Origin of the sequence: Streptomyces boncukensis, from assembly GCF_011045075.1 — a bacterium.
Lineage (GTDB): Bacteria > Actinomycetota > Actinomycetes > Streptomycetales > Streptomycetaceae > Streptomyces > Streptomyces boncukensis.
Genome location: NZ_JAAKZZ010000180.1, coordinates 1 through 13,210, shown reverse-complemented (window position 1 = coordinate 13,210; position 13,210 = coordinate 1). Strand labels below are relative to the sequence as shown.

Here is a 13,210-nt window from a genome sequence, read left to right as displayed (position 1 = left end):
GTACGTAGTAGTCGCCATTGGCGTGCAGCAGCGCGCAGAACGTAGGGTTTCTCACCCGAGTCACGTCCTACTTTCGGGCCCTCTGCAGAGAGAAGATCCCTCCGACATTTTTTTTTTTAGAGTCTCGGGGGCTCGGAGAGGTGTATAAGAGACAGGCTCTTCACGCGCCGCTAAGAATGGCCCGCGCCGCAGGCCGCTCCTGCGGTCTCCCCGACGACGAAGAGGTTCCGCTCCGCCATGTCCGCTCCCCCAGCGTCCGAACCGCAGCACCGCCGGCGCCGCCGTTTCACTCCGCTTCAGAAGCTCTCCGCCGCGACCGGTGTCGCCGCCGTGGGCGCCGCCGCCCTGGTGACCGGTGTCGGCTCCGGGGGCTCCGGCGGCGGGGACGGCACGGCGCGGGTGGCCGGCGGCGACATCGACGCGAAGCCGGTCGCGTGGCAGACCGCCACGGACAGCTCGGAGGCCCAGCGCAGGAGCATCGACCAGCAGTCCTCGCACGCCGAGGCGCGCGAGAAGGCGGAGGCGAAGAAGAAGGCCGACGCGAAGCAGCGCGCGGCGGAGGCCAGGAAGAAGGCCGAGGCCAAGCAGCGCGCCGAGGCGGCGCGGAAGGCCAGGGCGAAGGCCGCGGCCGCCGAGAAGCGGCGCAAGGCCGCCGCCGCCCGCGCGGCCCGTGCGAAGGCCGCGGCCGAGCGCGCCGCCAAGGAGGCCGCGAGCCGCTCGGCGCAGCGCGCCGCCCCGGCCGCGCCCTCGGGCTCGCCGCAGCAGATCGCCCGGCAGATCATCGGCAACGAGGCGCAGTTCCAGTGCTTCTCGCAGATCGTCGAGCGGGAGAGCGGCTGGAGGGCCGACGCGCAGAACCCGAGCAGCGGCGCCTACGGGCTCGTCCAGGCGCTGCCGGGCTCCAAGATGGCCTCGGCGGGCGCGGACTGGCGCACCAACCCGGCCACTCAGATCACGTGGGGCCTGGGCTATATGAACGACCGCTACGGCAGCCCCTGCGGCGCCTGGTCGTTCTGGCAGGCCAACAGCTGGTACTGAGCCGACGGTACGCAGAGGGCGGCACCCCGCGCGGGGTGCCGCCCTCTGTCGTCGGTACGGCGGCTACTTCCGCATGATCTCCGGCTCGTGCCGGCGCAGCAGGCGGATGACGGCGAAGCCGCACAGCACGCCCATCAGCACGAGGACGCTCATGTCCATCATCCACTTGCTGAGCTCGTGCTCCCACAGGGGATCGACGTCGGTGGGGTCCTTGAGGTCCTGCGGGCTCAGCACGCCCAGGTTGACCGTGGCGGCCAGCGCGGCCATCGCCCAGCGGGAGGGCATCAGCCAGGCGAGCTGCTCGACGCCGGGGCTGTCGTAGAGCTTGAAGAGCACACCCGTGAAGACGACCTGCACCACGGCGAAGAGCACCAGCAGGATCATCGTCTTCTCGGAGGTCTTCACCAGCGCGGAGATGATCAGGCCGAACATCATCGAGGTGCCGCCGAGCGCGATCATCACCAGCGTCATCTCGATCGCCGGGTTGGAGGCGAGCAGCCCCTCGTCGGGAAGGTCCCGCGGGAAGAAGCCGACCATGCACATCAGCACGCCCTGGAGCGCGGCCACGATGCCGAGGACGATCACCTTCGACATGAGATAGGCGGAGCGGGACAGGCCGGTGGCCCGTTCGCGCTCGTAGATGACCCGTTCCTTGATCAGCTCACGTACGGAGTTGGCCGCCCCGGAGAAGCAGGCGCCGATGGCGAGGATCAGCAGAATCGGCCCTGCGTCGTGGTTGGTCTTGCCCGGCGGCGCCGTCAGCCCGAAGTCGGACGGCATCAGGGTGGAGACGAAGCCCAGCAGCAGCGGGGTGACGAAGGACAGCACCAGGAAGGAGCGGTCGGAGGCGATGACGGAGACATAGCGCCGGATCAGCGTCCACAGCTGGGAGCCCCAGCTCTGCGGTTTCCGCTGCCGGGAGGGCTGCATCTGCTGCATTTGCTGCATCTGCTGCATGCCGGACTGCATGCCGTAGGCGTCGGCGCCCTGCGGGAGCTGCGCGTCGATGTCCGCCGCGTACATCTGGTAGTGCTGCGAGCCCTGCCAGCGGCCCATCCAGTCGTACTCGCGGTAGTTCTCGAAGGCGGAGAAGACGTCGGCCCAGGAGTCGTAGCCGAAGAAGTTCAGCGCCTCCTCGGGCGGCCCGAAGTAGGCCACACCGCCGCCCGGGGCCATGACCAGCAGCTTGTCGCAGAGCTGGAGCTCGGCCACGGAGTGGGTGACGACGAGGACCGTGCGGCCGTCGTCGGCCATGCCGCGCAGCAGCTGCATCACGTCGCGGTCCATGCCCGGGTCGAGGCCCGAGGTGGGCTCGTCGAGGAAGATCAGCGACGGCTTGGTGAGCAGCTCCAGGGCGACCGAGACGCGCTTGCGCTGGCCGCCGGAGAGGGAAGTGATCTTCTTGGTCGCGTGGATGTCGAGCTTCAGCTCGGCCAGCACCTCCTCGACCCGCGCGTTGCGCTCGGCCTCGGCGACGTCGCCGGGGAAGCGGAGCTTGGCCGCGTAGCGCAGCGCGGTACGCACCTTCAGCTCCTTGTGCAGGATGTCGTCCTGCGGCACGAGGCCGATGCGCTGGCGCAGCTCGGCGAACTGTGTGTAGAGGTTCCGGTTGTCGTAGAGGACGGCGCCCTCGTCCGCCGGGCGGTAGCCGGTGAGGGCCCGCAGCAGCGTGGACTTGCCGGAGCCCGACGGGCCGATGACGCCGACCAGCGACTTCTCGGGGACGCCGAAGGTGACGTTGTTGAGGATCACCTTGCCGCCGTCCACCTTCACCGTGAGGTGGCGGGCGGAGAAGGAGACCTCACCGGTGTCGACGAACTCCTCCAAGCGGTCGCCGACCAGCCGGAACGTGGAGTGGCCGACGCCGACCGTGTCCTGCGGCGTGATCACGGCGGAGCCCGACTTGGGCAGCGGCTGGCCGTTGACGTAGGTGCCGTTGTGGCTGCCCAGGTCGCGGATCTCGCAGCGGCCGTCGGGCGAGGCGCGGAACTCGGCGTGGTTCCGGGAGACCTGGAGGTCGGAGACGACCAGGTCGTTCTCCAGGGAGCGGCCGATCCGCATCACACGGCCGAGCGCGACCTGGTAGAACGTCGTCGGGCTGCGGTCGCCGCCCGCCGGCTGGCCCGGGCCCGGCGCGCCGGGCCCGCCCTGCGGGGGCATCCCCTGCTGCGGGGGCTGAGCGGCGTAGGGCTGAGCCTGCTGGGGCTGCTGGGTCTGCTGCGCCTGTGCGGCCTGCGGCGGCGCCATCTGCGCGGCCTGCTGCTGCGGCACGGGCTGCTGGTACGGAGGCTGCTGGTACGGAGGCTGCTCAGGCTGCGGTTGCGGCTGCTGCGGAGGCTGCTGCCAGCCGGGCTGCGGCTGCTGGTACTGCTGGGGCGGCTGCTGTCCCCAGTCGGGCCCGCCTCCGCCCGGGCCCGGCTGGTACGGCGGGGCCGCGTGCTGCGCCTGCTGCGGGGGCGCCATCTGCGCGGCCTGCTGCGCCTCGGGCGCGACGGCGTGGGCCTGGTAGTAGACGTCGGCGGGCTGCGCCGGAGCGCCGCCCGTGGCGCCGTCGGAGAAGGTCAGCCGGGGGCCGTCGGTGGCGTTGCCGAGATGGACGCTCATGCCGGCGGCCAGCTCCAGCTGCTGGAGCCGCCGCCCCTGCACATAGGTGCCGTTCGTGCTGCCGTGGTCGTCAATGACCCAGGCCCGCCCTCCCCAGCGCACGGTGGCGTGCCGCCAGGAGACTCTGGCGTCGTCGATCGCCACGTCGCCCTGCGGATCGCGGCCGAGGGTGTACGTCCTGGACGGATCCAGCGTCCAGGTCTGTCCGTTCAATTCCAGTACGAGTTCCGGCACTCCATGCCCCAAAAGTTGTCCCCCGATGTACCCCTCTGCTGAAGAGGGAGTCTAGGGATGGCGATACATCGTGGGGGAACTATTCCAGGCCCGGCCGCCTCGCAGAAAGTCGCCCCGGAAAACCTCCCGCACGGCGTGCACCGACGGGGCCGATACCGGCTCCGGCCGCAGAAACACCCATGGAACAGTACTGATCACGACCGATACGGAAAACTGGGATATCGCCGGACCAGAGCGGAATCGTCATCGGTACGTGCGAAGTACATACGGTACGCCGCGTACCTTCCCCCGATCGCGTACGGCCCGTTCCCCGGCCCCACACTCGGCTCCGCTCCTTTCCGAGAGGTGTGCCCGGGGTGGCGACCGGGTTGAGCCGAGATGCACAGGTAGTGCGCGAGGGCGCCCCGGACGAGTCCGCACGCCCCGCAGCCGCTACTGTGAAAGGACCATGAGCGCACCTCTCGCACCGCCACCCACATACGCCGAGACTCCGACGCTCCTCGTCAAGATCTTCGGCAAGGACCGGCCCGGCATCACCGCGGGGCTCTTCGACACCCTCGCCGCCTTCGCCGTCGAGGTCGTCGACATCGAGCAGCTCGTCACCCGGGGCCGCATCACACTCTGCGCCCTGGTCACCGCGCCGACCAGCGGCACGGCGACGGAGGGCGAGCTCCGTGCGACCGTGCACAGCTGGGCGGAGTCCATGCGGCTGGAAGCCGAGATCATCTCCGGCACCGGCGACAACCGCCCGCGCGGCACGGGCCGCTCGCATGTGACCGTGCTGGGACATCCGCTGACCGCCGAGTCGACCGCGGCGATAGCCGCGAGCATCACCTCGACGGGCGGCAATATCGACCGTATCTTCCGGCTCGCCAAGTACCCCGTACTGGCCGTCGAGTTCGACGTCTCCGGTACCGAGACGCCGGCGCTGCGCACCTCGCTGGCGCTCCAGGCGGCGGAGCACGGCGTGGATGTGGCGGTGGTCGCCTCCGGGCTGCAGCGCAGGGCGCAGCGCCTGGTCGTCATGGACGTCGACTCGACGCTCATCCAGGACGAGGTGATCGAGCTGTTCGCGGCGCACGCGGGCTGCGAGGAGGAGGTCGCCGAGGTGACCGCGCGGGCGATGCGCGGCGAGCTGGACTTCGCGCAGTCGCTGCACGCCCGCGTCGAACTCCTCGCGGGGCTCGACGCGTCCGTGGTGGACAAGGTGCGCAAGGAGGTGCGGCTCACACCGGGCGCACGCACCCTCGTCCGTACCCTCAAGCGGCTCGGCTTCCAGGTCGGCGTGGTCTCCGGTGGCTTCACTCAGGTCACCGACGCGCTCCAGGACGAGCTGGGGCTGGATTTCGCGTCGGCGAACGCCCTGGAGATCGAGAACGGCAAGCTCACCGGGCGGGTCACAGGCGAGATCGTGGACCGCGCGGGCAAGGCGCGGCTGCTGCGCCGCTTCGCACAGGAGGCGGGGGTGCCGCTGGCCCAGACGGTCGCGATCGGCGACGGGGCCAACGACCTGGACATGCTCAACACGGCCGGCCTCGGCGTCGCGTTCAACGCCAAGCCCGTGGTCCGCGAGGCCGCGCACACCGCCGTCAACGTGCCCTTCCTGGACACCGTCCTCTATCTGCTGGGCATCACCCGGGAAGAGGTCGAGGCCGCGGACGTGGAAGAGCCCGCCGTCGAGGGCTGACCCGCATCCACCCCGCGGATCCCGCATCGGCGGATCCCGCATACCGGCATCGGAACCGGGCCCCGATGCCGGGGACGCGGGATCCACCGGATACGGCTCAGGCGCGCGGTGACCAGAAGTCCGTCAGCTCGGCGGCGCCGGGCTCCACGGACTTCCACGGCCCCTGATAGCGCAGCACGGCCACCGCCGCGGTGGGAAAGCCGCGCGAGATCCGCTCCCGCGCGTCGCGGTCCCCGCTGCCGGCGAGCAGGTCGGTCACTGCCTGGACGCCGGGGTTGTGCCCGATCACCAGCAAGTCCCGCACCTCGTCGGGCGCTTCGTTGATGATCTCGATGATCTGGCCGGGGGACGCCTCGTACAGCCGGTCCTCATAGACCGTCCGGGGGCGCTTCGGGAGGTGCTGGACGGCCAGCTTCCAGGTCTCACGGGTGCGGGCCGCGGTGGAGCAGTAGGTGAGCTGGGGGTTGATGCCGTGCTCTGCGAGCCACTCGCCGGCGGCCGGGGCGTCCCGGCGGCCGCGCTCGGCGAGGGGCCGCTCGTGGTCCGCCACCTGCGGCCAGTCGGCCTTGGCATGCCGGAGAAGGACGATGTTGCGGGGGACGTCGACGCTCATGTGTCCCAGCTTCGCATGAAACGCGCCATCGGGCGCGGGGTGTTGGGAGGGCACCCCGGCACGGGTGAAGCGGGGCCCCGGCATCAGCCCAGGATGAGGTCCCGGAGCTGCACCAGCGCCGCGAACAGCGCACGGCCCCCGGAGGGCTCGGCCGCATCCGCCTCTCCCCCGCCGACCAGCAGCACCAGCAGCACCACGAAAGCGGCGACCGGCAGCGCTATGCCCCACCAGGGCAGCCGGGTCTGGACACCGCTCACCGGCGTGGCCTGGCGGGCTCGGGCGGTGCGGGCCTCGCTCCGCTCGCTCGTCCTGCTGGGCTGCGCGGGGGCCGTCATGGGGATCGCCTCCGGGTGGTTCCGTCGTTCCGCGTCGTCTGCTTCGACGCTACGGAAACGCGGGGCGACTTCCCATCGGGAAACCCACCCAGTTGCCCCTGACCCTGACCCCCTAGGGGATGGTGGTGCTAACCCCACCGTCCCCGGGACCGCGCCCGCGGACCCGGGGGCGGTCAGGGTGCGGCGATGCTGGCGATGACGCCGATGACGACGGTGACCGCGATCATCGCACCGAAGATGAGCAGCAGCTTCCGCTGCGGCGTGGGCGGATTCGGTTCGAGCACTGGCATACCCGCCAGTGTCGCACTCAGCGCCCGTCCTCGATGACCCGGTCCCGGCCTGCGAGCATCCCCATCGCGATCTGGGCCAGCATCAGCCCGGCCATCAGCAGCAGCGGCACCCGCCAGCCGCCGCTGGCGTCGTGCAGGGCGCCGACGAGCAGCGGGCCCGGGATGGAGAGCAGATAGCCGGTGCTCTGTGCGAAGGCGGAGAGCTTCACGACGCCCGCGCTGGACCGCGAGCGCATCCCGATCATGGTGAGGGCCAGCGGGAAGGCGCAGTTGGAGACGCCCAGCACCACCGCCCAGAGCCACGCCCCGGAGTGCGGCGCGACGTACAGTCCCGCGTATCCGAGCAGCCCGCAGCCGCCGAGCGCGAGGACCAGCGGTCCCTGGTGCCGCATCCGGGCGGCCAGCTTCGGCAGGACGAACGAGAGCGGGATGCCCATGCCCATCGTCACGGCGAGCATCAGCCCGGCCGACGAGGCGGAGACCCCGGAGTCCCGGAAGATCTGCGGCAGCCAGCCCATCACGATGTACGCGCCGGACGCCTGGAGGCCGAAGAAGATGCCGAGCGCCCACGCGGTGGGCGACTTCGTGATCCGTAGGGGCGCCGCGTCCGCCGCACCGCCCGCCGGGCCTTCGGCGCCGCCGCTCGCCCGCGGGTCCTGCGGCTGGTCCTGCCCCTGATCCGGCCGCTGGTCCGGCCGGCCGGGGGCCGCCTGCCCGGGGCGGGTGGCGGGGCTGCGGAAGATCAGGACCCAGGGCACCAGCGCGACGGCGCCGAGCACGGCCCAGGCACCGATCCCCACCCGCCAGCTGCCGCCCAGCGCGTCGGTCAGGGGCACGGTGACGGCGGCGGCCCCGGCGGTGCCGAGCGCCAGCGCCATCGAGTACAGGCCGGTCATCGTGCCGACCCGGCCGGGGAACCACTGCTTGACGATCACCGGCATCAGCACATTGCTCACCGCGATGCCCGCGAGCGCCAGCGCGGTGGCGGCGAGAAAGGCCGCCGTGCCGCCCGCGAAGGGGCGCAGTACGAGCCCGAGGGTGATCGCCGCCGTCCCGGCGAGCACGACGGCCGCGGGGCCCCGGCGGCGGGCGAGGCGCGGTGCCAGGCCGCCGAAGACGGCGAAACACAGCGGGGGTACGGAAGTGAGCATTCCGGCCACGGTGCCGTTCATCCCGAGGCCGTCGCGCACCTCCTCCAGCAGCGGTCCGAGGCCGGATATCGCGGGGCGGAGGTTGAGTGCGGCGAGCACGAGTCCGACCACGGCAACGCGGCGCATCCACGGGGAGAAGCCCGTGGCGCCCGAAGCCGCGGCCGAGGGCTCCGCGGGCCTCGGACGGTCGGTGCGCGGGGCGGAGTCCGGGGAGTCGTCTGTGGTGGGCATACCTGCCATCATAGAATCATGGGATGAATGTGCCCCACCCCCTTTCTGTCCTCAGAGAGAACGGAGAGCCATGTCACTGCCCGCACCCCAGCGCGCCGCGCTCGTCGACCAGGTGATCGCCACGCTCCGCACCCAGATCACCTCGGGGGCCTGGCCCATCGGGGGCCGTATCCCGACCGAGCCCGAGCTGGTCGAACAGCTCGGTGTCGCCCGCAACACGGTGCGGGAGGCAGTCCGCGCGCTCGCGCACAACGGGCTGCTGGACATCCGGCAGGGGTCGGGCACCTACGTCCTGGCGACCAGCGAGCTGGCGGGGGTGCTCCACCGCAGGTTCCGGGACGCACGCGCGGGCGACGTCGCCGAGCTGCGGAGCGCGCTGGAGACCACGGGGGCGCGGCTGGCAGCGCTGCGGCGCACGGAAGAGGACGTGCGGCGGCTGGACTCGCTGCTGCGGCGGCGCGAGGAGGCATGGGAGTCGGGGAACGTGGAGTGGTTCGTGCAGGCCGACAGCGGCCTGCACCGGGGCGTGGTGGCGGCCGCGCACAACGAGGTGCTCGCGGGGGTCTACGCGGACCTGGGGGACGTGCTGCACGCGAACCTGCGGCGGAACGTCGGCGACGAGCTGACCCCGGAGGGCTATATGGACCACGCCCGGCTGGTCGCGGCGATCCGCGAGGGCGAAGCGGAGGCGGCGGCGCGGGAGGCCGCCTCGTACACGTCGGAGTGGACCGGGTGGACCGGCCAGCCGGCCGCGCCGGGCGGCTGACCGGGAACCGCGGCTCCCTCTCCGGCCGCTGGGACAGCGGGCCGGGGAGGGAGCCGCGGAGGGCGTGCGGCGGTCAGGCGCCCATCATGTGCACGCCACCGTCCACATGCACGATCTCGCCCGTGGTCTTCGGGAAGAAGTCCGACAGCAGGCCCACCACGCCGCGGCCCGCGGGCTCCGGGTCGGTGAGGTCCCAGCCGATCGGAGCGCGGTGGTTCCACACGTCCGCCAGCTCCTCGAAGCCGGGGATGGACTTGGCGGCCATCGACTTGATGGGGCCGGCGGAGACGAGGTTGCAGCGGATGTCCTTCGCGCCCAGGTCGCGCGCGAGGTAGCGGCTGGTGGACTCCAGCGCCGCCTTGGCCACACCCATCCAGTCGTACTTCGGCCAGGCGGACTGCGCATCGAAGGTGAGGCCGACGACGGAGCTGCCGCGCGGCATCAGCGGCAGGCAGGCCGTGGTGAGCGACTTGAGCGAGTACGCCGAGACGTGCACCGCGGTGCCGACGTCCTCCCAGCTCGCCTCCAGGAAGTTGAACGCGCCCAGCGGGCCGAAGGCGATGGAGTGCACGATGCCGTCGAGCTGTGTGTCCGCGCCCCAGTGCTCGCGGATCCCGTCCGGGAGCGCGTCCAGGTGCCCCTGGTCGGTCACATCCAGCTCGATCACCGGCACCGGCTTGGGCAGCCGCTTGGCGATCCGCTCGACCAGGGAGAGCCGGCCGAAGCCGGTCAGCAGCACCTCGGCGCCCTCCTCCTGGGCCACCTTCGCCGCGTGGAAGGCGATCGAGCCCTCGGTGAGGACGCCGGTGACCAGGATGCGCTTGCCAGCGAGGATTCCGCTCATGTTCAGTGACCCATGCCCAATCCGCCGTCGACCGGGATGACGGCTCCAGTGATGTACGCGGCCTCGTCGGACGCCAGGAAGCGGACCGACGAGGCGATCTCCTCCGCCTGCGCGTAACGGCCCAGCGGGACCTGCTTGACGATCTCCTCGCGCTGCTCGTCGCTCAGCGCCCGGGTCATGTCCGTGTCGACGAAGCCCGGCGCCACGACGTTGCAGGTGATGCTGCGGGAGCCCAGCTCACGGGAGAGCGAGCGGGCGAATCCGACCAGCCCGGCCTTGGAGGCGGCGTAGTTGGCCTGACCGGCCTGGCCCATCAGCCCCACGACCGACGAGATCAGCACGATGCGGCCCCTGCGGGCGCGGAGCATGCCGCGCGAGGCGCGCTTGACGACGCGGAAGGTGCCGGTGAGGTTGGTGTCGAGGACCGAGGTGAAGTCCTCCTCGGACATCCGCAGCAGCAGCTGGTCGCGCGTGATGCCGGCGTTGGCCACCAGCACCTCGACCGGGCCCTGTTTGTCCTCGACCTCCTTGTACGCCTGCTCCACCTGCTCCGGGTCCGTGATGTCGCACTTGACGCCGAGCACACCCTCGGGCGGCTCCCCGGAGCGATAGGTGACGGCGACGTTGTCGCCTCCGTCGGCGAAGGCGCGGGCGATGGCGAGGCCGATGCCGCGGTTGCCTCCGGTGACGAGCACTGAGCGGCTCACGGTGTGACCACCCTTTCTGCTGATGCGTACATGTCCGGTCCTCCCCCGCCTTGCGTACCGAACCTATCGGGCGCCTGTGCGCGGCGGAGAATCGGCCACGGACAGCGGCCCGCGTGGGCTGCTGTGGGGTCCCTACAGAAAACGCGGAACGGCGCGGGACAGCGCACCCTCCGGGCGGGCATGCTGCACTGCAGTCGGATCCCACCAGGAGGCACTCGTGCGCGACTCGACCGGCTCCCGCTCCCGCCCCGACGCCACCGATGACTTAACACCGTTCACCGACCTGCCCCTGCGCCCCCTCGCGGATGCCGCGCTGGACCGGGCGCGGGCGCTCGGCGCGCGGCACGCCGACTTCCGGCTGGAGCGGGTGCGCGGCGCGCGCCGGCGGCTGCGGGACGCGCGCCCGGCGGGCACCGAGGACAGCACCGACGCGGGGTACGCGGTGCGGGTGGTACACGACGGGGTGTGGGGGTTCGCCTCGGGAGTGGACCTGACGCCCGAGGCCGCGGCGCACACGGCGCAGCAGGCCGTGGAGATGGCGCGGCTGGCGGCGCGGGTGGGCGCGGGCGCGCGGGTGGAGCCGGCGGACGAGCCGGTGCACGGCGAGCGGGAGTGGGTCTCGGCGTACGAGACGGATCCGTTCGGCGTCCCGGACGGGGAGCAGGCCGGGCTGCTGGCCGAGTGGAGCTCCCTGCTGCTGGCGGGCGACGGGGTCAGCCATGTGGACGCGGTGCTGGGCACCGTGCGGGAGGAGAAGTTCTACGCCGACACCGCGGGCACCGTCACCACCCAGCGGCGGGTGCGGATCCATCCGCGCCTCACCGCCGTCTCGGTGGACGGTCCGGGCGGCTCCGGCCCGCACGGCGGCGGCTTCGACACCCTGCGCACCCTGGCCCCGCCCGCGGCCCGCGGCTGGGAGTATCTGACCGGCACCGGCTGGGACTGGTCCGGCGAACTGGAGCGGATGCCGGAGCTGCTCGCCGAGAAGCGGCGCGCCCCGAGCGTCGAGCCGGGCGCCTACGACCTGGTGATCGACCCCAGCAACCTCTGGCTGACGATCCACGAGTCCGTCGGCCACGCCACCGAGCTGGACCGCGTGCTGGGCTTCGAGGCCGCCTACGCGGGCACGTCGTTCGCCACCCCGGATCAGCTGGGCACGCTGCGGTACGGCTCGCCCGCGATGCGGGTGACGGGCGACCGTACGGCCGAGCACGGGCTGGCCACGGTCGGCTACGACGACGAGGGCGTCGCGGCGCAGTCCTGGGACCTGGTCCGCGACGGGGTGCTGGTCGGCTATCAGCTCGACCGCCGCACCGCGCGGCTCGCGGGCCTCGACCGGTCGAACGGCTGCGCGTTCGCGGACTCGCCCTCGCATGTGCCGCTGCAGCGGATGGCGAATGTGTCGCTGTGCCCCGACCCCGGCGGTCCGTCGACGCGAGGGCTGATCGGCGGCGTGGAGCGCGGGATCTATGTGGTCGGTGACGGCTCCTGGTCCATCGATATGCAGCGGTACAACTTCCAGTTCACCGGCCAGCGGTTCTTCCGTATCGAGGGCGGCAGGCTGGCCGGGCAGCTGCGGGACGTGGCCTACCAGGCGACCACCACCGACTTCTGGCGCTCCCTGGAGGCGGTCGGCGGGCCCGGCACCTATGTGCTGGGCGGCTCGTTCCTGTGCGGAAAGGGGCAGCCGGGGCAGACGGCCGCCGTCTCGCACGGCTGCCCGTCGGCGCTCTTCCGGGGCGTCAACGTGCTCAACACCGTCCGGGAGGCGGTCCGGTGAGCGGCGTGGACCAGGCGCACGAGCTGGTGGAGCGGGCGCTGGAGCTGTCCCGCACGGACGGCTGCGTGGTGATCGCCGACGAGGAGTCGTCGGTCCATCTGCGCTGGGCGGGGAACGCGCTGACGACGAACGGGGTGGCCCGGGGCCGCCGGCTCACGGTGATCGCGACGGTGGACGGGGCGCGGGGAACGGCGTGCGCGGTGGTGTCGCGCGCCGGAGTGTCCCGCGGCGAGCTGGAGCCGCTGGTGCGCGCGGCGGAGGCGGCGGCCCGCGCCGCGGGCCCGGCGGAGGACGCGCGCCCGCTGGTGGCGGGCCTGCCCGAGGCGCCGGACTTCACGGCGCCGCCGGCCCGGACCACCCCGGCCGTCCTCGCCCGCTTCGCACCCGCGCTCGGGGACGCCTTCGCGCGCGCCCAGGCGGAGGACCGGCAGCTGTACGGCTTCGCGCTGCACCGCACCGTCTCCAGCTATCTGGGGACCTCCTCCGGGCTGCGGCTGCGGCACGACCAGCCCTCGGGCCTCCTGGTGCTGAACGCCAAGTCACCCGCTGCGGGCGCCTCGGCCTGGCACGGGCACCCCACCCGGGACTTCACGGACGTCACCCCGGAGCGGCTGGCCGCGCTGGACGCCGGGCTGGCGCGGCGCCTGGGCTGGTCCCGGCGGACGGTGGAGCTGCCGCCGGGGCGGTACGAGACGCTGCTGCCGCCGACCGCGGTCGCCGACCTGATGGTCAACCAGTACTGGTGGTCGTCGGCGCGGGACGCGGCGGAGGGCCGTACCGTCTTCAGCGCACCGGGCGGCGGCACCCGGGTGGGCGAGCGGCTGGCGCGGCTGCCGCTGACCCTGCGCAGCGACCCGGCGGAGCCCGGCCTGGAGACGGCGCCGTTCCTGCTCGCGTACGCCTCGGGCGGGGAGCCGCCCCGGTCGGGCG

General features: G+C 72.4%; 12 protein-coding genes. 5 read left to right on the top strand and 7 right to left on the bottom strand.

Annotated features, from left to right (window positions below):
- Positions 1–237 precede the first annotated feature (237 nt).
- The gene (locus tag G5C65_RS18310; protein WP_241265885.1) at positions 238–1,038 is read left to right on the top strand and encodes a lytic transglycosylase domain-containing protein; all 801 of its coding nucleotides are present in this window, start codon (positions 238–240) and stop codon (positions 1,036–1,038) included.
- 63 nt (positions 1,039–1,101) lie between these two features.
- Here the strand turns inward: G5C65_RS18310 and G5C65_RS18305 are convergent, their stop codons facing one another.
- Positions 1,102–3,876 (bottom strand): ABC transporter ATP-binding protein/permease, encoded by a 2,775-nt coding sequence (locus G5C65_RS18305; protein ID WP_338146501.1) that lies wholly within the window; start codon positions 3,874–3,876, stop codon positions 1,102–1,104.
- Positions 3,877–4,324: 448 nt separating this feature from the next.
- Between G5C65_RS18305 and serB the strand changes: the two genes are divergently transcribed.
- A complete protein-coding gene (gene serB, locus G5C65_RS18300) occupies positions 4,325–5,563 on the top strand; it encodes a phosphoserine phosphatase SerB (protein ID WP_165299932.1) in 1,239 nt (412 codons plus the stop codon).
- A 97-nt stretch (positions 5,564–5,660) separates the two neighbouring features.
- On the opposite strand, the gene G5C65_RS18295 is transcribed toward serB, so the two are convergent.
- From G5C65_RS18295 to G5C65_RS18285, 4 genes are all read right to left on the bottom strand, one after another.
- Positions 5,661–6,176: a SixA phosphatase family protein gene (locus G5C65_RS18295; protein WP_165299931.1), complete on the bottom strand. Its 516-nt coding sequence runs from the start codon at positions 6,174–6,176 to the stop codon at positions 5,661–5,663.
- A gap of 83 nt (positions 6,177–6,259) precedes the next feature.
- Entirely contained in the window at positions 6,260–6,511 is a 252-nt protein-coding gene (locus G5C65_RS18290) for a hypothetical protein (protein WP_165299930.1), read from the bottom strand.
- A 173-nt stretch (positions 6,512–6,684) separates the two neighbouring features.
- Positions 6,685–6,801, bottom strand: coding sequence for an SGM_5486 family transporter-associated protein (locus G5C65_RS40150; protein WP_277608069.1), 117 nt, complete (start codon positions 6,799–6,801; stop codon positions 6,685–6,687).
- 17 nt (positions 6,802–6,818) lie between these two features.
- Positions 6,819–8,183: a CynX/NimT family MFS transporter gene (locus G5C65_RS18285; protein WP_165299929.1), complete on the bottom strand. Its 1,365-nt coding sequence runs from the start codon at positions 8,181–8,183 to the stop codon at positions 6,819–6,821.
- Between the two features lie 70 nt (positions 8,184–8,253).
- Here G5C65_RS18285 and G5C65_RS18280 point away from each other — a divergent pair, with 70 nt between their 5' ends.
- Positions 8,254–8,949, top strand: coding sequence for a FadR/GntR family transcriptional regulator (locus G5C65_RS18280; RefSeq protein WP_165299928.1), 696 nt, complete (start codon positions 8,254–8,256; stop codon positions 8,947–8,949).
- A gap of 73 nt (positions 8,950–9,022) precedes the next feature.
- Here G5C65_RS18280 and fabI read toward each other — a convergent pair whose 3' ends face one another.
- Together fabI and fabG are read right to left on the bottom strand one after the other, a co-directional pair.
- Positions 9,023–9,793 (bottom strand): enoyl-ACP reductase FabI, encoded by a 771-nt coding sequence (gene fabI / locus G5C65_RS18275; protein ID WP_165299927.1) that lies wholly within the window; start codon positions 9,791–9,793, stop codon positions 9,023–9,025.
- Between the two features lie 2 nt (positions 9,794–9,795).
- Complete coding sequence (gene fabG / locus G5C65_RS18270) at positions 9,796–10,500, bottom strand: 3-oxoacyl-[acyl-carrier-protein] reductase (protein ID WP_165299926.1); 705 nt, start codon at positions 10,498–10,500, stop codon at positions 9,796–9,798.
- A 217-nt stretch (positions 10,501–10,717) separates the two neighbouring features.
- On the opposite strand from fabG, the gene G5C65_RS18265 reads away from it, so the two are divergent.
- Both G5C65_RS18265 and G5C65_RS18260 read left to right on the top strand, forming a co-directional pair.
- Positions 10,718–12,280, top strand: a complete 1,563-nt coding sequence (locus G5C65_RS18265) for a TldD/PmbA family protein (RefSeq protein ID WP_420903330.1) — start codon at positions 10,718–10,720, stop codon at positions 12,278–12,280.
- Positions 12,277–13,210, top strand: a 934-nt coding sequence (locus G5C65_RS18260) for a metallopeptidase TldD-related protein (protein WP_165299925.1), incomplete at its 3' end; no start/stop codon positions are given. The genes G5C65_RS18265 and G5C65_RS18260, both read left to right, overlap by 4 nt.

Bases quoted from the DNA above. Each gene is read 5' to 3' on its own strand.
- G5C65_RS18310 (WP_241265885.1), top strand. From the start codon at position 238: ATGTCCGCTCCCCCAGCGTCCGAACCGCAGCACCGCCGGCGCCGCCGT.
- serB (WP_165299932.1), top strand. From the start codon at position 4,325: ATGAGCGCACCTCTCGCACCGCCACCCACATACGCCGAGACTCCGACG.
- G5C65_RS18295 (WP_165299931.1), bottom strand. From the start codon at position 6,176: ATGAGCGTCGACGTCCCCCGCAACATCGTCCTTCTCCGGCATGCCAAG.
- G5C65_RS18290 (WP_165299930.1), bottom strand. From the start codon at position 6,511: ATGACGGCCCCCGCGCAGCCCAGCAGGACGAGCGAGCGGAGCGAGGCC.
- G5C65_RS40150 (WP_277608069.1), bottom strand. From the start codon at position 6,801: ATGCCAGTGCTCGAACCGAATCCGCCCACGCCGCAGCGGAAGCTGCTG.
- G5C65_RS18285 (WP_165299929.1), bottom strand. From the start codon at position 8,183: ATGCCCACCACAGACGACTCCCCGGACTCCGCCCCGCGCACCGACCGT.
- G5C65_RS18280 (WP_165299928.1), top strand. From the start codon at position 8,254: ATGTCACTGCCCGCACCCCAGCGCGCCGCGCTCGTCGACCAGGTGATC.
- fabI (WP_165299927.1), bottom strand. From the start codon at position 9,793: ATGAGCGGAATCCTCGCTGGCAAGCGCATCCTGGTCACCGGCGTCCTC.